The sequence below is a fragment of the Pseudomonas fluorescens genome, from assembly GCF_902497775.2.
Taxonomy (GTDB): Bacteria; Pseudomonadota; Gammaproteobacteria; order Pseudomonadales; family Pseudomonadaceae; genus Aquipseudomonas; species Aquipseudomonas putida_F.
On the sequence record NZ_OZ024668.1, the window covers coordinates 2,174,567 to 2,197,636 of the forward strand.

25 protein-coding genes and 2 riboswitches are annotated in these 23,070 nt (G+C 65.5%); of the genes, 20 read left to right on the top strand and 5 right to left on the bottom strand.

The features are described from left to right. Position 1 precedes the first annotated feature (1 nt). The 18 genes from F8N82_RS09765 to F8N82_RS09850 all read left to right on the top strand — a co-directional run bounded on the left by F8N82_RS09765 (position 2) and on the right by F8N82_RS09850 (position 15,197). Positions 2 to 1,981, top strand: a complete 1,980-nt coding sequence (locus tag F8N82_RS09765; RefSeq protein WP_038995079.1) for a cytochrome D1 domain-containing protein — start codon at positions 2 to 4, stop codon at positions 1,979 to 1,981. Continuing rightward, complete coding sequence (locus tag F8N82_RS09770; RefSeq protein WP_038995080.1) at positions 1,978 to 2,625, top strand: SCO family protein; 648 nt, start codon at positions 1,978 to 1,980, stop codon at positions 2,623 to 2,625. The genes F8N82_RS09765 and F8N82_RS09770 overlap by 4 nt, the downstream gene beginning before the upstream one ends. A 17-nt stretch (positions 2,626 to 2,642) precedes the next feature. Beyond that, positions 2,643 to 3,266 (top strand): SCO family protein, encoded by a 624-nt coding sequence (locus F8N82_RS09775; protein ID WP_038999340.1) that lies wholly within the window; start codon positions 2,643 to 2,645, stop codon positions 3,264 to 3,266. A 3-nt stretch (positions 3,267 to 3,269) separates the two neighbouring features. Next, complete coding sequence (locus F8N82_RS09780) at positions 3,270 to 4,805, top strand: ABC transporter substrate-binding protein (protein ID WP_080764732.1); 1,536 nt, start codon at positions 3,270 to 3,272, stop codon at positions 4,803 to 4,805. Then, positions 4,802 to 5,449, top strand: a complete 648-nt coding sequence (locus F8N82_RS09785) for a SurA N-terminal domain-containing protein (protein WP_038995081.1) — start codon at positions 4,802 to 4,804, stop codon at positions 5,447 to 5,449. The genes F8N82_RS09780 and F8N82_RS09785 overlap by 4 nt, the downstream gene beginning before the upstream one ends. Positions 5,450 to 5,678: 229 nt before the next feature. Then, positions 5,679 to 6,215: a response regulator gene (locus F8N82_RS09790; protein ID WP_038995082.1), complete on the top strand. Its 537-nt coding sequence runs from the start codon at positions 5,679 to 5,681 to the stop codon at positions 6,213 to 6,215. 53 nt (positions 6,216 to 6,268) lie between these two features. Then, complete coding sequence (locus F8N82_RS09795; RefSeq protein WP_038995083.1) at positions 6,269 to 7,969, top strand: GspE/PulE family protein; 1,701 nt, start codon at positions 6,269 to 6,271, stop codon at positions 7,967 to 7,969. Beyond that, a complete protein-coding gene (locus F8N82_RS09800) occupies positions 7,920 to 8,747 on the top strand; it encodes a hypothetical protein (RefSeq protein ID WP_052251455.1) in 828 nt (275 codons plus the stop codon). The genes F8N82_RS09795 and F8N82_RS09800 overlap by 50 nt, the downstream gene beginning before the upstream one ends. Position 8,748: 1 nt before the next feature. After that, entirely contained in the window at positions 8,749 to 9,291 is a 543-nt protein-coding gene (locus F8N82_RS09805) for a pilus assembly protein (protein WP_038995085.1), read from the top strand. Next, positions 9,278 to 9,826, top strand: coding sequence for a type 4a pilus biogenesis protein PilO (pilO, locus tag F8N82_RS09810; RefSeq protein WP_038995086.1), 549 nt, complete (start codon positions 9,278 to 9,280; stop codon positions 9,824 to 9,826). The genes F8N82_RS09805 and pilO overlap by 14 nt, the downstream gene beginning before the upstream one ends. Then, positions 9,826 to 10,326, top strand: a complete 501-nt coding sequence (locus tag F8N82_RS09815; protein WP_038995087.1) for a hypothetical protein — start codon at positions 9,826 to 9,828, stop codon at positions 10,324 to 10,326. The genes pilO and F8N82_RS09815 overlap by 1 nt, the downstream gene beginning before the upstream one ends. Further along, a complete protein-coding gene (locus F8N82_RS09820) occupies positions 10,323 to 12,152 on the top strand; it encodes a secretin N-terminal domain-containing protein (RefSeq protein WP_038995088.1) in 1,830 nt (609 codons plus the stop codon). Before F8N82_RS09815 ends, F8N82_RS09820 begins: the two co-directional genes overlap by 4 nt. Before the next feature lie 3 nt (positions 12,153 to 12,155). Further along, on the top strand, positions 12,156 to 12,632 hold the full coding sequence (locus tag F8N82_RS09825) for a prepilin-type N-terminal cleavage/methylation domain-containing protein (RefSeq protein WP_038995089.1): 477 nt from the start codon (positions 12,156 to 12,158) through the stop codon (positions 12,630 to 12,632). A 5-nt stretch (positions 12,633 to 12,637) separates the two neighbouring features. Continuing rightward, complete coding sequence (locus tag F8N82_RS09830; RefSeq protein WP_038995090.1) at positions 12,638 to 13,012, top strand: type II secretion system protein; 375 nt, start codon at positions 12,638 to 12,640, stop codon at positions 13,010 to 13,012. Then, entirely contained in the window at positions 12,987 to 13,517 is a 531-nt protein-coding gene (locus F8N82_RS09835; protein ID WP_038995091.1) for a type II secretion system protein, read from the top strand. Before F8N82_RS09830 ends, F8N82_RS09835 begins: the two co-directional genes overlap by 26 nt. After that, entirely contained in the window at positions 13,514 to 13,906 is a 393-nt protein-coding gene (gene csgE / locus F8N82_RS09840) for a curli production assembly/transport protein CsgE (RefSeq protein WP_038995092.1), read from the top strand. Before F8N82_RS09835 ends, csgE begins: the two co-directional genes overlap by 4 nt. Continuing rightward, a complete protein-coding gene (locus F8N82_RS09845; RefSeq protein ID WP_038995094.1) occupies positions 13,903 to 14,322 on the top strand; it encodes a curli assembly protein CsgF in 420 nt (139 codons plus the stop codon). Before csgE ends, F8N82_RS09845 begins: the two co-directional genes overlap by 4 nt. Before the next feature lie 29 nt (positions 14,323 to 14,351). Then, positions 14,352 to 15,197, top strand: a complete 846-nt coding sequence (locus F8N82_RS09850; RefSeq protein ID WP_038995095.1) for a CsgG/HfaB family protein — start codon at positions 14,352 to 14,354, stop codon at positions 15,195 to 15,197. A 5-nt stretch (positions 15,198 to 15,202) separates the two neighbouring features. Here F8N82_RS09850 and F8N82_RS09855 read toward each other — a convergent pair whose 3' ends face one another. Genes F8N82_RS09855 through F8N82_RS09875 form a run of 5 tightly spaced genes read right to left on the bottom strand, consistent with a single transcriptional unit; the run spans position 15,203 to position 17,561 of the window. Further along, positions 15,203 to 15,448: a DUF1272 domain-containing protein gene (locus F8N82_RS09855; RefSeq protein WP_038995096.1), complete on the bottom strand. Its 246-nt coding sequence runs from the start codon at positions 15,446 to 15,448 to the stop codon at positions 15,203 to 15,205. Positions 15,449 to 15,491: 43 nt separating this feature from the next. Continuing rightward, positions 15,492 to 16,238, bottom strand: coding sequence for a precorrin-4 C(11)-methyltransferase (cobM, locus tag F8N82_RS09860; RefSeq protein ID WP_038995097.1), 747 nt, complete (start codon positions 16,236 to 16,238; stop codon positions 15,492 to 15,494). A gap of 28 nt (positions 16,239 to 16,266) precedes the next feature. Further along, entirely contained in the window at positions 16,267 to 16,668 is a 402-nt protein-coding gene (locus tag F8N82_RS09865; RefSeq protein ID WP_038995098.1) for a cobalamin biosynthesis protein, read from the bottom strand. Between the two features lie 3 nt (positions 16,669 to 16,671). Further along, positions 16,672 to 17,364 (bottom strand): CbtA family protein, encoded by a 693-nt coding sequence (locus tag F8N82_RS09870; protein ID WP_038995099.1) that lies wholly within the window; start codon positions 17,362 to 17,364, stop codon positions 16,672 to 16,674. 11 nt (positions 17,365 to 17,375) lie between these two features. Continuing rightward, complete coding sequence (locus F8N82_RS09875; protein ID WP_038995100.1) at positions 17,376 to 17,561, bottom strand: CbtB domain-containing protein; 186 nt, start codon at positions 17,559 to 17,561, stop codon at positions 17,376 to 17,378. 98 nt (positions 17,562 to 17,659) lie between these two features. After that, positions 17,660 to 17,887, bottom strand: a riboswitch (cobalamin riboswitch). 59 nt (positions 17,888 to 17,946) lie between these two features. Then, positions 17,947 to 18,144, top strand: a riboswitch (cobalamin riboswitch). Between the two features lie 96 nt (positions 18,145 to 18,240). On the opposite strand from F8N82_RS09875, the gene cobW reads away from it, so the two are divergent. Both cobW and cobN read left to right on the top strand, forming a co-directional pair. Next, entirely contained in the window at positions 18,241 to 19,308 is a 1,068-nt protein-coding gene (cobW, locus tag F8N82_RS09880; RefSeq protein WP_038999342.1) for a cobalamin biosynthesis protein CobW, read from the top strand. A gap of 3 nt (positions 19,309 to 19,311) precedes the next feature. Continuing rightward, entirely contained in the window at positions 19,312 to 23,070 is a 3,759-nt protein-coding gene (cobN, locus tag F8N82_RS09885; RefSeq protein WP_038995101.1) for a cobaltochelatase subunit CobN, read from the top strand.

Sequence of the window (23,070 nt, forward strand, 5' to 3'; positions counted from 1 at the left end):
CATGAACAAGAAGAATCGACCGCTGTACCTGGGCCTGCTGGCGGGCCTGACGCTGATGGGCCTGGGGGTGAGTTACCAAAGCCTGTGGTGCGACCCGCGCAGCGAGCTGGCCGAGCGTGACCCGCAGGGCCTGCATACCCTCAGCCGCGACGGTGTCACCGTCGCGTTCGAGGCGCGGCCGCTGGGAAGTGGTGGGACCCTGACCGAAGGCAGCTTCGCCAATGTGCGCTTCACGATCACCGACCAGAACAGCGGCCAGCCATTGTCAGGGGTGTCCCCTGGCGCCTGGCTGGACCCGGCGCTGACCGGCGATGCCGCCAAGGACCGCAGCAACAGCTGCAAGGCGCGGGTGGCGCTGTTTCTCAAAAGCAGCATCGGCGCGCGGCCATTGCTGGACCTGAACAGCTACTTCCTGCTGGTGCTGAACAAGGACGCCAGCCTCACCGTGATCGACCCGTCGGTGTCGGTGGGCGGCGTCACCAGCACCCTGGCGCGCATCGAGCTGCCGGGCACGCCGATGGACTGGGTGGCGAGCAAGGATGACAAGCAGGTCTACGTGTCGATCCCGCAGCGCGGTGAAGTGGCGCTGATCGACACCGAGACCTTCCAGCGCATTGCCAACCTGCCGGCCGGCAAGCAGCCGCTGCGCCTGGCGATGCAGCCTGACCAGCGCCTGTTGTGGGTCGGCAACAACGCCAGCGACGCCCAGAGCAGCGGGGTGACGGTGATCGACGTGCCCAGCCGCAAGACCCTGAAGTTCTTCGCCACCGGCGCCGGCCACCATGAAATCGCCTTCAGCGCCGATTCGCGCTACGCCTTTGTCAGCAACCGCGACAGCGGCACCCTGAGCGTGATCGACGCCAGTGAAATGCGCCTGGTGAAAACCCTCAAGGTCGGCTCGCACCCCTTGTCGGTGGCCTATTCACCGCTGTCCCAGGCGGTGTATGTGGCCGATGGGCGCGACGGCAGTATCAGCGTCATCGATGCCCGTAGCCATACCCAGCGCCATCTGATTGAAGGCAAGCAGGGCCTGGGGCCGATGCGCTTCAGCAATGACGGGCGCTTCGGCATCGTCCTCAACACCCTGGAAAGCCGGGCCATGGTCATCGATGCCAGTAGCGACCGGCTGATCCATAGCCTGTCGGTGGCCGCCGAACCCTACCAACTGACCTTCACCCAGGCCTATGCCTATATCCGTGGCCTGGCCTCGCCCAAGGTCAGCATGATCAACCTCAGTAGCCTCGGTGAAGGCCGCCAGCCGATTGTCCAGGGCTTTGAAGCGGGACCTGCGGCGCCGCGTCTGGCCGGCGACCTGCCGCTGGCCCAGGGCCTGACGGTGGCCCGTGACGAGAACTCGGTGTTCGTGGTCAACCCGGTGGACAACACCACCTATTTCTACGCCGAAGGCATGAACGCGCCGATGTCCGGTTACGCCAACCGCGGCCACAACGCCCGCGCCGCGCTGGTCATCGACCGCAGCCTGCGCGAGGTGACGCCGGGGGTGTACAGCTCGACCGTCAAGCTGCCGGCCGCTGGCACATTCGACGTCGCCTTTTTGCTCAACCAGCCGCAGATCATCCATTGCTTCAGCACCGAAGTGGCGGCCTCCGGCAGCGCGCCGCACCGGCAGACGCCGCAGGTCGAGTTCCTCATCGAGCGCTCGGCACTGGTTCAGGGCCAGACGCTGGTCGCACGCTTTCGCATCACCGAGGGCAACGGCACGCCGCGCACCGGGATCAAGGACCTGAGCCTGCGCTACTTCCTCGCGCCCACCTCGCGGGCCCGCACCAGTGCGGTCAGGGAAGTGGGTGAGGGCATCTACGAGGCGCCCCTGGAACCACTCGAAGCGGGTGCCTGGTACCTGCATGTGCAGGCGCCTTCGCTGGGCAAGCGCTTTGCCGAGAACAACTACACCAGCCTGCGGGTAGTGCCCGCTGGCGCACAGCAAGCATCCGATGCCGGACCAAGGAGTGTGCAATGAAACTGCTCGATCGCTGCAGACTGTTCAGCCTCTGCCTGCTTGCCGCCAGTTGCGGCATCGCCCAGGCCCATAATGGTGTCGACCACAGTGCCCAGGGTGCGCCCGCCGCCCATCAGGAGAAGGCCTCGGTGCGCTTTGCCGATGTCTCGCTGCTCGACCAGAACGGCATGCCGGTGCGCCTGGAAAAGGACCTGGTGGCCGATCATCTGGTGGTCATGGGCTTTATCTACACCAGTTGCACCACCGTGTGCCCGGTGGTCTCGTCGATCATGGCCAAGGTGCAGAAGCAGTTGGGCGGCCGGGTCGGCACCGAAGTGCAACTGGTGTCGATCAGCGTCGATCCGCAGCGCGATGATCCCCAACGCCTGCTCGGCTACGCCCAGGCCTTCCAGAACGGTCCGGGCTGGAGCTGGCTGACCGGCACTGCGTATGCAATCAACGAAACCCTCAAGGGCCTGGGCAACTTCAGCGCCGACCTTGGCCAGCACCCGCCGCTGATCCTCGTCGGTGACGGCCACAGCGGCCACTGGACCCGTTACTACGGCTTTACCGACCCGCAACTGCTGATCAGCGAGATCGATCGCCTCAGCGCCCGCCGGGTGCACGCCAAGCACACCGCCATTGCCCAGGAGGTACAACCATGAGCGCCGTCAGCCGTGGCATGCGCAGCACTGACTGGCTGGCCCTGGTGCTGTGCCTGTGGATCCTCAGCTCCGTGGCCCTGGCCCATGAAGACCATGCTGCGCCGCCGTCCAGCGCCACCCCGGTCGTGCCCGAGGGTGGCACCCGCGATGCCCGCAGCTACTTCACCGACACCGTGATGCAAGACCAGAACGGTCGCAACCTGCGCTTCTATGAAGATGTCCTGAAAGACCGGGTGGTGCTGCTCAATGTGATCTTTACCCACTGTAACGACGCCTGCCCGCTGATCACCCGCAAATTGCGCGAAGTGCGCGAAGCCCTCGGCGAGGAGGCGGCCAGCAAGGTCACGTTCATTTCCTTGAGCAGCGACCCACAGAACGACACCCCGGCGGTGCTCAAGGCCTTTGCCGAGAAACAGGGCGTGGACAGCGCCAACTGGCTGTTCCTCACCGGCGATAAAGCGCAGATGGACTTGGTGCTGGCGCGCCTGGGCCACCTGATTCCCAGCCCTGAGCAGCATTCGACCCAGTTGATTGCCGGCGACGTGGCCAACAAACGCTGGAGCAAGATCCGCCCGGACGCGCCGGCACCAGCCATTGCCCAGCGCCTGCGATTGTTGGCGCAACCTCTGGCGGGGCGCTGAGTCATGTCCGCGCGCCTGCGCATCGGCCTGCTGTTGAGCGTGCTGCTGGTCAGCCCGCTGGCCAGCACCCTTGAACTCAACCCCGAGGAACAGGCCGGCAAGCACTTGTACCGCGAGGGCCTGGCGAGCGGTGATGCCCAGGTGGCGGCACGGGTCGGCGCCGCCGACATGCTGGTGCCGGCCAGTGTCGTGCCCTGTGCCAGTTGCCACGGCAACGATGGCCTGGGCCGGGCCGAGGGCGGGCTACGGCCGCCGTCGCTGAACTGGCAACGCCTGGCAGGCGGGCAGGGCGCCCGCCAGGCCAATGGCCGCAGTTATCCGGCCTACTCCGAGGCCAGCCTGGCGCGGGCCATCCAGGAGGGCCGCGATCCGGCCGGCAACCGCCTGAACCCGGCGATGCCGCGCTTCGTCCTGAGCATGGGCGACCAGCGCAACCTCAGTGCCTACCTGAAGCGCCTGGCCGAGGACCGCGATCCGGGGCTGGAGGAACAGACCCTGCGCCTGGGCACCTTGCTGCCCACCAAAGGCGCCCTGGCGGCGCCGGCGCGGGTGGTGGCGGCGGTGTTGAATGACCGCATCGCGCAGATCAACCGCCAGGGTGGCATTCATGGCCGTGCCTTGCAGTTGATCAGCCTTGATCCGGGCCCCGATCAGACCAGTGCCGAGCAGGCGCTGGAGCAGTTGATCGATCAGCAGCGGGTATTCGCCCTGATCGCACCGATGGTGCCGGCCCTGGATGCCAACCTGACTGCGCGCCTTGAGCAGGCGCGCCTGCCCTTGATCGGCGCCGCGCCGCAACTGGCCGGCAGCCGCCAGGTGTTCGACCCGTTGCCCGGTTTGCGCGAGCAACTGCTGAGCCTGGCCGACTACGCCCAGGGCAGCCTGTCGTTGCAGCAGATCGAGGTCAGCATCGTCTATGCCGACCCAAGCTTTGCCACCCTGGCCGCCAACCTGCGTCAGGCCTTGCTTGAGCGCGGCTGGAGCAAGGTCAGCGCCGCGCCGTTCGAGCAGCAGGCACCGACGGCGCAGGGGCTGTTTTACCTGGGCAAGGCTTCGGGTTTCAGCCGCCTGACCGAAACCCTGCAACAAGCCGGGCGCACGCCTTACCTGTTCGCGGCGTCAAGCCAGGTCGCCAGTGAATTGCTGCTGGTGCCGCAGGACTGGTCGCGGCGGGTGTTTCTGGCCTATCCGTTCATTCCCGGCGACTGGACCGCCCAGGGCCGCGAGGCACTTACCGCCCTGCGTCAGCGCCAGGGCCTGGATGGCCGCCAGGGCTTGCTGCAGGTCAGTACCTGGTGCGCCATGCAATTGCTTGAAGAAGCGCTCAAGCGCGCCGGGCGTGACGCCAGCCGCGAGAAACTGACCCAGGCTCTGGAAGGCCTGCACGACGTGCAGACCGGCCTGACCCCGGCCCTGGGCTTTGGCCCGGGGCGACGTCAAGGCCTTAACGGGGCGCATGTGGTCACCGTTGAAATGCCCGGCCCGGTGTTCTATCCGGTCGCCGCTTACCAGAGTGTCCTTGAAACGAGGTCGCCATGAACCGCCTGATGCCGTTGCTGCTGTGCCTGTTGGCTCTGTCGCTGCACGCCGCAGACGGGCCGCCCGCGGCCCGGGTCAATGGCGTGGAGATCAGCCAGATGCGCCTGGAACGCTATTTTGCCGAATACCTGGAAGACCGGGGCAGGGCGTTGACCAGCATCCGCAATCCCAGCGTGTACAAACGCTTGCGCGAACAGGCCCTGAACGACCTGATCGACCGCGAACTGCTGTGGCAGGAAGCCCAGCGCCAGGGCGTGACGGTCAGTGATACCGAGGTCCAGGCGCGTATTGGCCACCTGCGTCAGGCCTTCGCCAGCAATGAAATGTTCGAGCGACGTCTGGCCGACGCCGGCTTCGACCTCCAGAGCTTTGCCGCCTACACCCGCCAGGAAATGGCCGCGCAACAGGTGTTCCTTGCCGCCAGCCGCGTGGCCGAGCCGAGCCAGTTCCAGGTGCTGGCGTTCTATGAAGCCAATGCGAAAACCTTGGCCAGTACGCAGAACCAAAGCCCGGACGACCCGGTCCAACGCGAGCAGGGACTTGCATTGGCCAAAACCCTTCTTATCGATCAATGGCAGGCGCAGGCGCGTCAGGCGTTGTTGCAACGCTTGCGTGACAGCGGTCAACTGCAGCGTATCGACTGAGCGCAATGGCGCCCCCAATGTTGGGGGGCAGCGATAGGGGCAAAGCGCCATCTACCCCCGGGATTGGGGAAGGGGCTAGCACCCGTTTGCGTCTATGCTTACAGAATCAACGACATAGCACAGTGATTTGCGCCGTATCACGCCTGGCACGAAGCATGCGTAAGCCTCTACAAGGCCGCACTTCTGCCGGGCCGGGAAACCGGGCCAGCGCTGCTTCAGGGAGTGGACCTTGGTGAACAGAGTATTGGTAGTCGATGACGAACAGACCCTTGCCGGCAATATCCAGGATTACCTGGTTCTGCAAGGCCTGGACGTCCATGTTGCCCACGACGGAGCCAGTGCCATCGGCGCAGCCGAACGCACCCGGCCCGAAGTGGTAGTGCTGGATTATCGCTTGCCCGATATGGAGGGGTTTCAGGTTCTGGAGACTGTGCGTCAACAAGGTACGGCCTGTCATTTCGTGCTGATCACCGCCCACCCGACCGCCGAGGTCCGTGAGCGGGCCAGCCAACTGGGTGTCAGCCATATCCTGTTCAAGCCTTTTCCCCTGGCGGAACTGGCCCGCGCAGTCCTCGACCTGATGGGCATCAAGCGAGAAAACCGGCGCGCAGCCGACAAGGACACCGGGTTCGTCGAACGACGCCAGAGCAGGAGTGAGAGTTTCCCCCTGCAGTTGTTCGACGGTAGCTGGGTCCTGGCCGATCGCCGACGTAATGGTGCACGGCCGCCGGGGCCCGACGACGACCAACTGCTCACCGGGGAGTAACGCGCGAGCAGGGCTGAACCAGGCTCTTCGCGCCCCGCGCCGGAGAGCAAGCCATGGAACCGTTGTCGCTCGTTGCGCCCGTTGTTGCCAGCACCCTGGCGCCCCTTGGCCGCGCGTTGCTGGCCCAGGCCAGGGCCAGTGCCGAACTCAGTGGCGAACGCCTGCTCGATACCCTGCAAGCACTCAGCAGCCTTGAACCTGCCGATTTCGTCCAGTGCCTGGGCGCCACCCTGCATTACCCGGTACTCGACGGCCAGGCACTGTTCGCCGCCACGCCGGTGTTCGAGCGGGTCAGCCTGGCCCAGTGCCTGAAGCGCGAATTCATCCTGCTGCAACATGCCGGCCTGACCCTCGGGGTGTTCGCCGACCCCTTCGACGACGCCCGCCTGACCTGGATCGACGACTGCCTGCAAGGCGCGCCGCTGTACCTGGTGCAAGCCGCCGAGCTCAAGGGCTTTCTGGCCCGTCACGAAGAGAGCTTTCACGCTGTCGATTCGCTGGACACCGACAACGAAACGGTCAACGAACTCGACAGCCTGCAGAGCCTGTCGCTGGCCAGCATCAGCGAAGACCAGAGCCGGGTGGTCAAGCTGGTCAACTCGACCCTCTACGACGCCCTGAAGATGCACGCCAGCGACATCCACCTGGGTGTGACCGGCAGTGGCCTGGTGATCAAGTACCGCATCGATGGTGTGCTCAACAGCATCAGCAAGGTCAGCGGCAGTGAGTTCGCCGACCAGGTGATCTCGCGGATCAAAGTCATGGCCGAGCTTGATATCGGCGAGAAACGCGTACCTCAGGACGGGCGCTTCAAGATCGGCATCAGCGCCCGCCAGATCGACTTTCGCGTGTCGATCATGCCGAGCATCTTCGGTGAAGACGCGGTGCTGCGGGTGCTCGACAAACAGGACCTGGCCGACCGCGTCAGCGGCGTGCAACTGCAGGCCCTGGGCTTTGAAGAACAGACCCTGCGCAGCCTGCGCCGCCTGGCCAGCGAACCCTATGGGATGATCCTGGTGACCGGCCCCACCGGCAGCGGCAAGACCACCACCCTCTACGCCATGATCAGCGAGATCAACCACGGCGTGGACAAGATCATCACCATCGAAGACCCGGTTGAGTACCAGTTGCCGGGGGTGCTGCAGATTCCGGTCAACGAGAAGAAAGGCCTGACCTTTGCCCGTGGCCTGCGCTCGATCCTGCGCCACGACCCGGACAAGATCATGGTCGGCGAGATCCGCGACCCGGACACCGCGCAGATTGCCGTGCAGTCGGCGCTGACCGGGCACCTGGTGTTCACCACCATCCACGCCAACAACGTCTTCGATGTCATCGGCCGCTTCAGCCAGATGCAGGTCGACCCCTACAGCTTCGTCTCGGCACTCAACGCGGTGCTGGCCCAGCGCCTGATCCGCCTGGTCTGCCCGCACTGCGCCGCCGCCCGGCAACCCAGCGAGGAAGAGCTCGTCGCCTCGGGCCTGGAGCCTGGCCAGGTTGATCATTACCGCTTCGTTCACGGCAGTGGTTGCGGCCAGTGCCGGGGCAGCGGCTACCGCGGGCGCACGGCGATTGCCGAGCTGCTGCACCTGGATGACGACCTGCGCCAGATGATCGTCGAGCGCAAGCCCCTGGCGCAAATCAAGACCCTGGCCTGCCAACGCGGCCTGCGCCTGCTGCGCAGTTCGGCGCTGGAGCTGGTGCGCGATGGCCGGACCACACTGGAGGAGATCAATCGTGTCACTTTTATCGCCTGATCGCTTTATCGCCGTGCTCGGCGCCCAGGGTGTGGGTTTGAGCCAACGCCAGGGAACCCATCAACAGTGGCTCGGCAGCCTGGACTTTATCGCCGAGCGCAGTCAGGCCTGGGCGGTGGCCCTGGAGTCGCTGCAACACCTGCTGGCTGAACAGCCGTGCCAAGGCGCGCAGCTGCAGGTGCTGCTTTCGGCCCAGTACAGCCGCTTCTGCCTGGTGCCCTGGAGCGCCGCCATCAGCCGCCCGGACGAGCTGCAGCACTATGCCCGGGCCTGCTTCGAGGCGCATTACGGGCAGAGCCTGGAAGGCTGGCGCATCGTCGTCTCGCCGGAAGCGGCCGGTTGCCCGCGCATCGCCTGCGCCACGCCACACGCCTTGCTCGATCAGCTCGATGCCCTGTGCCGCAGCCTGGGGATGCGCCTGCGCTCGGCGCGGCCTTACCTGATGGCGGCCTATAACCACTTTGCCGATCAACTGGGGCAGGGCGACTTTCTCTTTGTGCTGGCCGAGCCGCAGCGCAGCGTCTGCCTGCTGGCACAGAACGGCGCCTGGCAACAGGTCAGCGCCCAAGGCTGTGCGGACAGTGACCAGGCCCTGCAGGCATTGATTGCCCGCCAGGCCGAGCTGCACCCGGGCGAGGGGCAGTTGCCGGTGTACCTGCATGCGCCCGGTCGCCTGGAGCCGCCACCGGCGCTGCCCGGCGTGCAATTGTGCGAGCTGGCACCCACTGCGTTTGCGGTACGCGACGTGCTGTGCAGCATGTCACGGGCGGTGGCCTGAAATGCGCCGTCTGATGCTGGATTTGCAGCCCGCCCGCACCGGTCTGCCCGCCTGGGCGCTGCTGGCTGGCGGAGTCAGCCTGCTGCTCGGCGCCGTGTTGCTGCAGCATGGCCTCGATCAACAACAAGCCGAGCTTGAACAGCAACTCGAACAGCTCGACCGGCAGCTGGGTAAACGGCCTCAGGCCGGGCAGCCGCTCAATGCCGCGCAAAGCCGCGAGCAGGCCGAGAAACTGGCGCAGATGCGCAGCGTTTCGCAGCAGCTGCAACGGCCGTGGGAGCGCCTGTTCGGCATGCTCGAAGCACTGCCGCAGGATGACGTCGCCTTGCTCACCCTGACCCCCGACGCCCGCAAGGGCCAGCTGCGTATCAGCGCTGAGGCCCGCGATCTGGAAGCCATGCTGGCTTTCCACAAACGCCTGGAAGCCAGTGACGAGCTGCGCGATGTGTCGCTGCTCAACCACGAAATCATCGCCACGCAGGCCGAGCATCCGGTGCAGTTCAATCTGTCGGCCACCTGGGAGAACGGTAATGCGCATCCCTAGCCTGATCCTGCATGAACGCGCCCGCCAGTTCGGCGTGGTGGGCCTGGCCGGTGCCGGGCTGTTGGCCCTGGCACTGCTGTACGGCGCAACCGCACTGTTGGCGCAATGGCAACAGCTGCAACATCTCGAGCAGCAACGCGACCAGGCCCAGGCGCAGGTCGCACAGTTCAAGCAGGGCACGCTGAAACTGCCCCAGGTGCCACAGCACGAGCTGGAAGACTTCCACAAACAACTGCCGGCCCAGCCCCAGGCCACCGTGGCCATCGACCGCATCTACGCCTTGGCCAAGGCCCAGCAGATCACCCTGGCCCGCGGCGAGTACGCCCTGGGGGTCGATCCCAAGACTCAGCTTGCGCGTTACCAGATCCTCCTGCCGGTGCGCGGCAGCTACCCGCAGATCCGCCGCTACGTGCATGCCTTGCTCGGCCAGCTGCCGGCGCTGGTGCTGGAAGACATCGACCTGCAACGCAAGAAGATCGGCGACCGCGAGCTGACCGGGCGCATCCGTATGACCCTTTATCTGTCGAGGTCATGATGAACACTCAACGCAGCCTGGCCTGGCTGGCTTTTCTCGGCACCGCCGCAGTGCTGGCCTGGGGCCCGGGGTACTTCTTCGACGAGGCGGCGCAAGACGGCGAGGCCGCTGTGGCGGTCGCCAGCAAGGCTTCTGCACACCTCCCTGCGGTGGCGCAAAAGGCCGCCAGAGCCGCCGCCCTGCAGCCCCGCGACTTGTTCCCGAGCAAGAGCTGGAAGCCTGCGGTGCAAGTCACCACCGTGACCGAGCAGCCCGTGCTCATTGCCCCGGTAGCCCTGGCGCCGGTCGCGCCGGCGTTGCCGTTCCAGTTCGTCGGCCGCCTGGATGATCGCGACGATCAGCAGGTGTTCCTGCAAAGCGGCGAAAAACTCTACGTCGTGCGCCGCGGCGACGTGATCGATGACACCTACCGGATCGAGCAGATCTCCACCACGGAGCTGAGCCTGGTCTACCTGCCATTGCACCTGTCCCAGACCTTGTCTGTAGGGAGCGCACCATGAATTCGCCAAGGCTCAGCAACAAAGTGCCGTACCTGATGCTTGCCCTGTGTGTCGCCCTGGCCGGTTGCGGCACCTCGGGCGTGCGCAAGGACGCCCAGGCCCTGATCGGTGAAGGGCAGTACGAGGCCGGGATCGCCCAGCTCGAAGCAGCACTCAAGGAGCACCCGCGGGACACCGAACTGAACATCGCCTTGATCCAGGGCCGGCGCCAGGCGGTGGAAGCGCTGCTGACCCAGGCCGACAGCGACCGCAGCCGCCACGACTTCGGCGGTGCGCGCAGCGGCTACGGCCGCGTGCTGACCCTGGAACCGAACAACCGCCGCGCCCTGGACGCGGTGCGCCAGATCGAGCAGATGCGCAACCTCAGCGAGCGCATCGCCCTGGGCCAGGCGGCGCTGCGTGCCGGCGACCTGTTCGGCGCCGAGCGGCACATGCGTGAAGTGCTCCTGCTCGACCCGCAGAACGAAGGCGGCCTGGCCCTGCGCAAGGACATCGAGCTGGTGCAAAGCCGCACCGCACAGCCCAACCCGCAACTGCGCACCAAGCTCGAACGGCCGGTGACCCTGGAGTTTCGCGACGCCAACCTGAAGACCATCTTCGAGGTGCTGTCGCAGGTGGCGGGGCTGAACTTCATCTTCGACAAGGACCTGCGCCCGGACATGAAGGCGACCATTTTCGTGCGCGACGTGCGCATCGAAGATGCCGTGGCCCTGCTGCTGGAGCAGAACCAGTTGCACCAGAAGGTGGTGAACGACAACACCCTGCTGATCTATCCGGACTCACCGCAGAAGACCAAGGACTATCAGGAGCTGGTGATGCGCACCTTCTACCTGACCAGCATCGACTCCAACACCGCGTTGAACATGGTCAAGACCATGCTCAAGACCCGCGACGTGTTCGTCGACGAGCGCCTCAACACCCTGACCATGCGCGACACCGCCGATGCCGTGCGCATGGCCGAAAAACTCTTGCAGTCCCAGGATCAGTCCAACCCGGAAGTGGTGCTGGAGGTGGAGGTGATGGAGGTGGCCCGTTCGCGCATTCTGGAGCTCGGCCTGCAGTGGCCCAACACCTTCGGCCTGCTCAATGCCGACGGCAACCCGGTGGGTACCCTCGACCAGCTACGCGGCATCAACTCCTCGCGCATCAGCATCGCCCCGGCGCCACAAGCCAAGATCAACGCTCAGGACAACGACATCAACACCCTGGCCAGCCCGGTGATCCGCGTCAGCAACCGTGAGCAGGCGCGCATCCACATCGGCCAGCGGGTGCCGATCATCAGCGCCACCTCGGTGCCCTCGACCCAGGGCCCGGTGATCACTGAAAGCGTTACCTACCTGGATGTCGGCCTCAAGCTTGAAGTCACCCCGGTGGTGCACCTGAACAACGAAGTGGCCATCAAGGTGGCCCTGGAAGTCAGCAACGCCAAGCCGCTGGAACCGACACGCCAGGGCACCATTCCGGTTCAGGTCGACACCCGCAACGCCCAGACCAGCCTGCGCCTGCACGACGGCGAAACCCAGGTGCTGGCGGGCCTGGTGCGCAACGACTCGGGCGCCAGCGGCAACAAGATCCCCGGCCTTGGTGACATTCCCGGCCTGGGCCGGCTGTTTGGCAGCAACCGCAACGACAACAGCCAGTCGGAGCTGGTGCTGTCGATCACCCCGCGGATCATTCGCAACCTGCCGTACCAGAGCCCGTCGGACATGGAGTTTGCCACCGGCACCGAAACCAGCATGCAGATCCGCAATATCAACCTTAACCGCAGCGTCGAGGCGGAGGACGAACAGCCCATTGCTGCGGTGCCTACTGCGGCGAGGCCCTGAATCATGAAACGGCCGATGGCAGGTTTCAGCCTGATTGAAGTGATGCTGACCCTGGCGCTGCTTGGACTGCTGGCCTCGATTGCCGCACCGCTGACTGAAACCCTGGTGCGGCGCAGCAAGGAGCAGGAGTTGCGCACGGCGCTGTACCAGTTGCGCGATGCCATCGACGCCTACAAGCGCGCCTTCGACGCCGGCTATATCGAGAAGTCCCTCGATGCCAGCGGCTATCCGCCGAACCTGCAGGTCCTGGTCGATGGCGTGCGCGATGTGCGCAGTGCCAAGGGCGCCAGGTTCTACTTCCTGCGGCGCATTCCCCAGGACCCGCTGCTGGCGGCGCGCAAGGACGCAGAGCAGGGCGGTTGGGGCCTGCGTGCCTACGACAGTTCGGCGCAGAACCCGCGCGACGGCGAGGATGTTTTCGATGTGTATTCCCGGGCCCGTGGCAAGGGCCTTAACGGCATCGCCTACGGGCAATGGTGAGCAGTATGAAACGCAGCCAGGGCTTTACCTTGATCGAGTTGCTGGTGGTGATGGCGATCATCGCCACCCTGATGACCATCGCCATGCCGCGCTACTTCAACAGCCTCGAGACCTCGCGCGAGGCCACCCTGCGCCAGAGCCTGGCGGTGATGCGCGAGGCGCTGGACCACTTTTATGGCGACACCGGCCGCTACCCCGAGTCGCTTGAGCAATTGGTGGAGCAGCGTTACCTGCGCGGCGCCCCGCTGGACCCGATCACCGAGCGCCGCGACCTCTGGCAGGTGGTGGCGCCGCCTGAAGGCGTCGCCGGTGCCGTCGCCGACATCAAGAGCGGTTCAACCGGGAGGGCGCGTGATGGCAGCCTTTATGCCGAGTGGTAATTCCGGACAGGCAGGCTTCACCTACTTGGGCGTGCTTCTGCTGATCGCCGTCACCGGCATGGCCCTGGCGGCCACCGGCACGCTGTGGTCGACCGTCGCCCAGCGCGAGCGCGAACGCGAGCTGCTGTGGGTCGGCGGCCAGTATGCCCAGGCCCTGCGCAGCTACTTTCGTAGCTCGCCGGGCCTGGCCCAGTATCCGCAGAGCCTTGATGAACTGCTCGAAGATGCCCGCTATCCCAACCCGAAACGTCACCTGCGCAAGCTGTACCCGGACCCGATTACCGGCAGCGACGACTGGGGCCTGCTGCGCTCGATCGACGGGCGCATCACTGGCGTCTACAGCCGCTGCGAGGCGATGCCGTTAAAGCGCACCGGCTTTGCCGCGCAGTGGTCGGAGTTCGAGGGCCTGGAGCACTACAGCGACTGGCAGTTCGTCGCCGAAAAGGCCTTCGCCCAGACCGCTGCCGGGGCGCGCAAGGGCCTGGCCCAGGGAGCCGGACAATGAACCGCCTCAGTGCATTGGCCCTGGCCCTGGTGTTGCTGGCGGGCACCGCCCGGGGCGGCGCCGAGGACGAGATGATGGGCTTTATCGTCGACAACACCATCTCGCACATCGGCCACGACTTCTATTACAGCTTCGCCGAGCGGCTGCGTGCCACCAGTCGCCTGGACTTCAACCTGGTGGTACGCGAACGACCCGACCCGCGTTGGGGCAGCCTGGTGACGGTCGAGTACGAACAACGCGTGCTGTACCGGCGCTTTCTGCCACCCAACACAACTGAGCTGAAGGACGCCGCCTACGAGGCAGCGGACCTGGTCAAGGCGCAGATCATCCAGCGCAAGCTGCAGATGCTGCTGCAGGACACCACTGATCTGGAGAGGGACGAGCTATGAACAACAACAAAACCTGCAGCCTGGCCTCCCTGGTACTGCTGGCGGCCCTCGCCAGTGCGGCCAGCGCCACGGAACTGGTCTACACCCCGGTCAACCCGGCGTTTGGCGGAAACCCGCTGAACGGCACCTGGCTGCTCAACAATGCCCAGGCGCAGAACGATCATGAAGACCCGGCCATCAAGGACCGCGCCTCGGCCTTTGCCAGCACCTCGACGCTGGAGCGCTTCACCAGCCAGCTGGAGTCGCGCCTGCTCTCGCAACTGCTGACCAACATCAACAACGGCAATACCGGCAGCCTGCAGACCGACGCCTTCATCATCAACGTCATCGACGACTCAGGGGCCCTGAGCATTCAGGTGACCGACCGGGTTACCGGGGAAATCTCGGAAATTCAGGTCAACGGCCTGAACCCTTGAAGGGCACAGGACAACGGGGAGAAACAGCCATGAAACAATTTCTGAGCACACTGCTGATCCTGGCCGCCTTGCAAGGCTGCAGCCTGCGCGAGCCGATGTCGGCTGAACAGGACAGCGAGAGCCCGACCCTGACGCCGCGCGCCTCGACCTACTACGACCTGCTCAACATGCCGCGGCCCAAAGGCCGGCTGATGGCGGTGGTGTATGGTTTTCGCGACCAGACCGGGCAATACAAGCCGACCCCGGCCAGCTCGTTTTCCACCAGCGTCACCCAGGGCGCGGCGAGCATGCTGATGGATGCGCTGTCGGCCAGTGGCTGGTTCGTGGTGCTTGAGCGCGAAGGGCTGCAGAACCTGCTGACCGAACGCAAGATCATCCGCGCCTCGCAGAAAAAACCTGACACCCCGCTGAACATCCAGGGTGAACTGCCGCCGCTGCAGGCCGCCAACCTGATGCTCGAAGGCGGCATCATCGCCTACGACACCAACGTGCGCAGCGGCGGCGAGGGCGCGCGCTACCTGGGCATCGACCTGTCGCGCGAGTACCGGGTCGACCAGGTTTCGGTCAACCTGCGGGCGGTGGACGTGCGCAGCGGCCAGGTGCTGGCCAACGTCATGACCAGCAAGACCATCTACTCGGTCGGGCGCAGCGCCGGGGTGTTCAAGTTCATTGAGTTCAAGAAGCTGCTGGAAGCCGAGGTCGGCTACACCACCAACGAGCCGGCGCAGCTGTGCGTATTGTCGGCGATCGAAGCAGCGGTGGGGCACTTGCTGGCCCAGGGCATTGAACGGCGCCTGTGGCAGGTGGCAGGAGATGGCGCCGGGGACAAGGCGGTGCTGGATAAATACCTGAGCCAGTATCAGAGCCCTGAGTGAGTGTGTCAGTGGGTGGGGCAGCCCTGTTCCTTGACGATCCGCTGGGTCGAGGCCGGGTTGTTGACCAGCTTGGCCGCTGAGCGGGCCGGTCGCTTGACCAGTTCACCGCCGCAATTGGGGCACTGGCCCTTGAGCTGACGCGCGTTGCAGTCACGGCAAAAGGTACATTCGAACGAGCAGATCAACGCATCCGGGCTATCACCGGGCAGGTCAGTGCCGCAGCATTCACAGTTCGGGCGCAGTTCGAGCATGGTCAGGTCCTCGCAGGCGGATCGGAATCGACAGTGTATACGCTCAGGGCCGATACAGGTGGGCATGGCCTGCGCGGTACAGCGCCGATTCGCTGAACGTATCGTTACCCAGCACCCGGCCTACCAGAATCAGCGCGGTACGACGAAAATCCTTGGCCGCTGCCAGCTCGACAATCGTCTCCAGGGTGCCCAGCACCCAGTCCTGATCCGGCCAGGTCGCCCGGTGCACCACGGCGATCGGGCAGTCAGCGCCATAGTGCGGGCGCAGTTCTTCGACGATCTTGGCCAGGTGCTTGACCCCCAGGTGCACCGCCAGGGTGGTCTGGTGGCGGGCAAGATCGGCCAGTTGCTCGCCGGCCGGCATCGGTGACTTGTCGGCGTAACGGGTGAGGATCACGCTCTGGGCGATGTCCGGCAGGGTCAGCTCGCAGCCGAGCAGGGCGGCACTGGCCGCTGCTGCGGTAACGCCGGGGACGATCTCGTAGGGAATACCCAGCTCGCGCAGGTAGCGGATCTGCTCGCCGATGGCGCCGTACAGGCTCGGGTCGCCACTGTGCACCCGGGCCACGTCCTGGCCGTTGGCGTGAGCGGTCGTGATCGCCTCGATGATCTGCGCCAGGTGCAGTTCGGCGCTGTTAATGACGGTCTCGGCGCAATGACCTTCCAGCACTGCGGCCGGGACCAGTGAGCCGGCGTAGATGATCACCGGGCAGCGATGGACCAGGCGCTGGCCCTTGACGGTGATCAGCTCCGGATCGCCGGGGCCGGCGCCGATGAAATAGACGGTCATGGGAGGGTCCTTATAGGGAAAGTGCAGATTATCGGTGAAAAGCGGCGGCGCAGGCCAATGCCAGGCTGGCGTCGGCCTGCAGGGTGCGGGGGACCAGCACGCGGGCTGGGCCGCACAACTGCTCGGCCAGGGCCAGGGCGGCGCTCTCGGCCACGCCAAAGCAGCCGCTGTGCTGGTAAGCCACGGCAGAGCGATGGGTCAAGCGTGCTTCGAAGGCGCCAAGCTGCGCGGCACTGAAAAACAGCAGCGGCACGCTGAGGCGTCGGGCCAATTCATGCAAGCCGGGTTCGTCGTGCTTGAGGTCGATGCTGGCAAGGCCCATGACCGCGCCGGGCGGCAGGTCATGGGCGAGCAGGGTGCGTGTGAGCAGGTCGCTCAAGGCATCGGCCGGGCAGCCGCGACGGCAACCCAGGCCGAGGTACACCTGCATCGCTCAGGCCTGGCTTGAACGGCGGTACAGCCAGGCGCTGATCAGGCCCAGGGCCAGCCAGAACGCGGCGTTGGTCAGCAGCGAAGCGACCTTGAACTCGGCCTCCAGGGCTTCTGGGGCGAGCATCTGGTGGACTTCAGGCTGCGGCGCGCCAATCACATGGGGCACTACCAGCAGTACTGCGCCGACTATCTTCAGCAGCCAGTTGTGGGCGAATACGATCAAGGCCAGGCCCACGGCGGTAGCGGCAGCGGTGCCGACCCACCAGACTTGGCGCTGGGCCAGGTCGGCGGCGGCAGTACCCGGCAGCTCCGGCGCCAAGCCCAGGGTCGGCGCCAGGCAGAACACGGCAAAGCCGCCCAGGCCCCAGAGTGCGCCACTGATCACGGTCTTCGGTGCGCGCAGGGTATAGAGCGCGGCGAGGATCAGGGCGAAACCGACCGCCACCACCAGGTTGCCGCCAGTGGTCGACAGCACGCGCTGCCAGCCATCTTCCGGCGACCAGGCTTCGCTGTCGTGGTGATGCTCGGCGGTACCGGCGGCATGTTCATGGGGCGCTTCGACCGCAGGCGCGGCGCTTTCATAGGTTTCCGCCTGGAGAATCAGCGGCGCGACCCAGAAGCTTTGCAGCAGGGTCAGCAGCAGGGCGGCCAGCAGGCCGGTAAAGCCTGCGGTACTGGCAATACGCTTGATCATCGGGGCAGCACTCAGTGGCAAGGAAAGGCGGCGCTGTGGCGGGTATCGTGGGCAGCGTTGTGCACCGCTTCGATGTGCGAGAAACCGGCGAAGTACACCAGGCACAGGCCCAGCAGCGAGGCACCGACAGCAACCAGCAGGCGCTGGCTAAGGCTTGAAGGGGTAACGGCTTCGTTAATGGCGGTACTGGTACGCATGGCGCTTTCCTCTTGGTGTTGTCGGCAACAGGCAAGCGCGGCAAACCCCTGCACGAGGTTCGCCCAGGGGTTGTAACAGCGCCCGCCCACCGCGGGTTTGTTCAGTCAAGCGTCGGGCCGGTCTCCGGGCTGGTGAGGGTTGGCCGCCGGCCACACCACAGGCGTCACCTTCCCATGCCAGACAGCGGGCACAGTGGTTCTGACGCTTTTCTCACTTACCGTTGCGGGGGCAGCACCGGACTTGTCGTACACCTTATAAAGAAGCGTATGACGCACCGGTTTCCCAGTTTCACCCTCAAGGGGCACCCAAACGAATGGCGTTAGCAAATCACGGGCGCGGGCAGGCGTCAATCGTGACAGCAGTTGACCGCTCACCGGGCACTGCGTAGCCTAGCCGCTTCGAGGTTCTTCGGCGCTGGCCGAAGCTAAGACGGGAACGCGGTTCAAGCCGCGGCTGCCCCCGCAACTGTAAGCATTGAAGGGTTCGACACAGCCACTGCACCGCGTGCGGGAAGGCGTCGTTCGACTGGCCTGGCGCCGGTGCAATGCAAGCCAGGAGACCTGCCTCGAACAGTTTCCGACATTCAACCGGGCGGGGTGATCCGGTGGCGAACAAGCCAGGTGCGCAACACCTTTGGCGCTCGTCCCGCATGCCCGCCATCCTGCCAAGGGCATCGACATGAAAACACTGGCCAAACTCCCCGTCACCATCGTTACCGGCTTCCTCGGCTCGGGCAAGACCACGCTGCTGCGGCATATGCTCGACAACGCCCAGGGGCGACGCATCGCGGTGATCGTCAACGAGTTTGGCGAGCTGGGCATCGACGGCGAAATCCTCAAGCAGTGCAGCATCGGTTGCACTGAAGAAGAGGCCAACGGCCGCGTCTATGAGCTGGCCAACGGCTGCCTGTGCTGCACCGTGCAGGAAGAGTTCTTCCCGGTGATGCGCGAACTGGTGGCCCGGCGCGGCGACCTGGACCATATCCTCATCGAAACCAGTGGCCTGGCCCTGCCCAAGCCCTTGGTGCAAGCCTTCCAGTGGCCAGAAATCCGCAACGCCTGCACCGTTGATGCGGTAATCACCGTGGTCGACAGCCCGGCTGTCGCCGCCGGCACCTTTGCCGCCTACCCGGACCAGGTCGATGCCCAGCGCAAGCTTGACCCCAACCTGGACCACGAATCGCCGCTGCACGAGCTGTTCGCCGATCAGTTGGCCAGCGCCGACCTGGTGGTACTGAACAAGGCCGACCTGATCGCTGCCGAGGACCTGGCCAAGGTGCGCGCCGAAGTTGAAGAAGAGCTGCCAGCGGCGGTCAAGGTGATCGAAGCCAGCAGCGGCCGCCTGCCACTGGAAGTGCTGCTGGGCCTGGGCGCCGAGTCCGAGGCGCACATCGATGGCCGCCGTACCCACCATGATTCGCACCACGACGGTGACGATCACGACGACCATGACCACGACGCCTTCGACTCGATCTCCATCGAACTGCCGCAAGCCGACGAAAGCCTGTTGCTCGATGCGTTGACCCAACTGGTGGTGCAGCACGGCATCCTGCGGGTCAAAGGCTTCGCGGCGATCCCGGGCAAGCCGATGCGCTTGCTGATCCAGGGCGTGGGTAGCCGTTTCGACAAGCACTTCGACCGCGCCTGGCGCAGCGAAGAACCGCGCACCACGCGCTTGGTGCTGATCGGCCAGGAACTGGACGCGGCACAACTGGAGGCGAGCCTGCGCGCCGCCCTGGGCGCTTGACCCATGCACCTGCTGCGGACCCAGCCCGGTGGTTTTGTACCGGACGACAGCATTGCCGACCTCGGCCAGACCCCGGCCGAGCTGGTAATCCTCTGCAGCGGTGACTCGCACCTGGCGCTGCTGGCCGAAACCACCCAGCAGCTGCCCGAGGATTTCCCCAGCCTGCGTCTGGCCAACCCGATGCAGGTACAGAACCATGCCTCGGTCGACCTCTATGTCGACCAGGTATTGCGCCATGCCAAGGTTATCCTGGTGTCGCTGCACGGCGGCGTCGGTTACTGGCGCTATGGTGTAGAGCAACTGCTGGAACTGGCCGCCCGTGGCGTGCAACTGATCCTCGTGCCGGGCGACGACCGTCCGGACCCGGAACTGACCAGCTTGAGCACGGTGCCGGCCGACCAGGCCGAGCGGCTCTGGCACTTTCTACGCCAGGGCGGCAAGGCCAATGCCCTGAACCTGTTCAACTGCCTGGCCAGCCAGTACCTGAATCGCGACTACTCCTGGAGCGAACCGCAGCAACTGCCGCGCACGTCGGTGTATCACCCGCGCAAGGCGGCTGCGGCGCTGGAGGATTGGTTCGGCCAGTGGCAGGTCGAGCAGCCGGTGGTGCCGATCCTGTTCTACCGCTCGCACCTGCAGGCGGCCAACACCGCCTTTATCGATACCTTCTGCGAACGTATGCAACTGGCCGGGCTCAACCCCTTGCCGATTGCCGTGGCCAGCCTCAAGGAGGCCGCTTGCCTGCAACAGGTCGAAAACTGGCTGGAGCAGGTTGACGCCGCACTGATCATCAACACCACAGGCTTTGCCCAGTCCAGCCCCGAACAGCCGCACTTGCGCCCGTTCCGCCGCGACATCCCGGTGTTGCAGGCGATCTGCGCCCAGGACAACGAACCAGCCTGGCAGGCCAGCGAGCAGGGCCTGGGTGCCCGCGACCTGGCCATGCACATCGCCTTGCCGGAGCTGGACGGGCGCATCATTACCCGGCCGATCAGCTTCAAGGACCTGGCCTGGCGCAGCGAGCGCAGCCAGTCCGATGTGGTCTGCTATCGGGCCCAGCCCGAGCGCATGGACTTTGTCGCTGAGCTGGCGCGGCGCTGGTGCGCCCTTGGGCAAATACCCAATGGGCAAAAGCGCGTGGCGCTGATTCTGGCCAACTATCCGACCCGCGATGGCCGCATTGGCAATGGCGTGGGCCTCGACACCCCGGCCGCGGCGCTGAACATCCTGCGGGCTTTGCAGGCCCAGGGTTATCCTCTGGCACCCTTGCCCGACAGCGGCACGGCGCTGATCCAGGCTTTGCTCGGTGGTGTCAGCAACGACCTGGACAGCCTCGACCTGCGCCCGTGCATGCAGAGCATGGCCCTGGAGGATTACCTGGCGGCGTTTGCCGCCTTGCCCGAGGCCAACCAGGTCGCCGTGCGCGAACGCTGGGGCGAGCCGAGCCAGGACCCGATGTTCCGTGGCGGGCGCATGATGATCGCCGGCCTGCGCTACGGCCTGACGTTCGTCGGTATCCAGCCGGCCCGTGGCTACCAGCTGGACCAGAGCGCGGTCTACCACGACCCCGACCTGGTGCCGCCGCACGCTTACCTGGCGTTCTACTTCTGGCTGCGTCACGGCTTTGCCGCCGATGCGCTGATCCATGTCGGCAAGCACGGCAACCTCGAATGGCTGCCGGGCAAGGGCGTCGGCTTGTCCGCGAACTGCTGGCCGGACGCCTTGCTCGGCCCGCTGCCGAACATCTACCCGTTTATCGTCAACGACCCGGGCGAGGGCGCCCAGGCCAAGCGCCGCACCCAGGCGGTGATCATCGACCACCTGATGCCACCGCTGACCCGCGCCGAAACCTACGGGCCGTTGCGTCACCTGGAGTTGCTGGCCGACGAGTACTACGAGGCGCAGCTGCTCGATCCGCGTCGGGCCCGGGAGCTGCAGCGCGACATCCTGGCGCTGGTACGCGACAACCATATCGACCGCGAACTGCAGATCGAAGGTGCACTGGACGATGCGGCAGTGTGGCTGCCGCGCCTGGATACCTACCTGTGCGACCTCAAGGAGTCGCAGATCCGCGATGGTTTGCACGTGTTCGGCGAGTCGCCTGCCGGGCGCCTGCGCATCGACACCCTGCTGGCTCTGTTGCGGGTCGAGCGCGGCGATGGGCGCGGGGCCAACGGCAGTTTGTTGCGCGCCCTGGCCAAGGCGCTGGAGTTGGGCTTCGATCCGCTCGATTGCGACCTTGGCCAAGCCTGGCAGGGCCCTCGGCCTGCGCAGTTGGCTACATTGGACGATGCATGGCGTACGGCCGGCGATACCCGCGAGCGCCTGGAACTGTATGCCGGTCAGCTGATCGAGCAGACACTCGTCGGCGCTGTGCAGCTTGCCGGCGGCCCTGAATGGGCGCAAGTGCAGGCCATTCTCGAGGCGCTGCAGCAGCAGGTCGCACCGCAGTTGGACGGCTGCGGTCCGGCAGAAATGCACGGCCTGCTCGCCGCCCTCGATGGCCGATTCGTCCCCGCCGGCCCCAGTGGCGCACCAAGCCGCGGACGGCTGGATGTGCTGCCGACCGGGCGCAACTTCTATACCGTCGATGTGCGCAACTTGCCGACCACCACTGCCTGGCGCATCGGCTTTGCCTCGGCCAACCTGATCCTTGAGCGGCACCTGCAGGACCACGGTGATCACTTGCGCCAATTGGGCCTGTCGGTGTGGGGCACGGCGACCATGCGCACTGGTGGCGATGACATCGCCCAGGCCATGGCCCTGCTCGGTGTACGGCCGGTGTGGGCCAGCGGCAGCCAGCGGGTCGACGACTTCGAAATCCTGCCCTTGAGCCTGCTCGACCGGCCGCGGGTGGATGTCACTTTGCGGGTCTCGGGGTTCTTCCGCGACGCCTTCGGCAACCTGATCAAGCTGTTCGATGCTGCGGTGCAAGCAGTGGCGGCGCTGGATGAGCCGGACGACCTCAACCCTCTGGCGGCCAAGGTACGCAACGAGCGCGCAGAACTGCTGGCCCAGGGCCTGGATGCCGAACAGGCGGGCCGTCAGGCCGGCTGGCGGGTGTTCGGGGCCAAGCCGGGCGCCTATGGTGCTGGGGTGCAGAATGCTATCGATGGGCGCCTGTGGAATGACCGTCAGGACCTGGCCGAGGTTTACTTGAACCACGGTGGCTATGCCTATGGCACTGGCGATGACGGCACGCCGGCGCGCGCTCACTTTGCCCGGCGCCTGAGCCAGGTGCAGGCGGTGCTGCAGAACCAGGACAACCATGAGCACGACCTGCTCGATTCCAACGACTACTACCAGTTCCAGGGCGGTATGCTCGCCGCTGTGGAAAGCCTGGGCGGCAACAGCGTTGCCAGCTACCACGGCGATCATAGCCAGCCCGACCGGCCGCGCATCCGCACCCTTAAAGAGGAGCTGAACCGGGTGATCCGCGCCCGGGCGCTGAACCCCAAGTGGATCGATGGGGTCAAGCGTCATGGCTATAAAGGTGCCTTCGAGCTGGCCGCCACCGTCGACAACCTGTTCGCCTTCGATGCCACCACGCACCTGATCGACGACCACCATTATCAGTCGCTGGCCGATGCCTATGTGCTCGACGGCGCGACCCGCGACTTTATCCGTCAGCACAATCGCGAAGCCTTGCGCGATATCACCGAACGCCTGCTCGAAGCCCAGCAACGCGGGCTGTGGCAAGACCCCGGTGACTACCGTGAAGCCCTGGAAGAACAACTGCTGGACGGCGAAGAAGAGAATTGA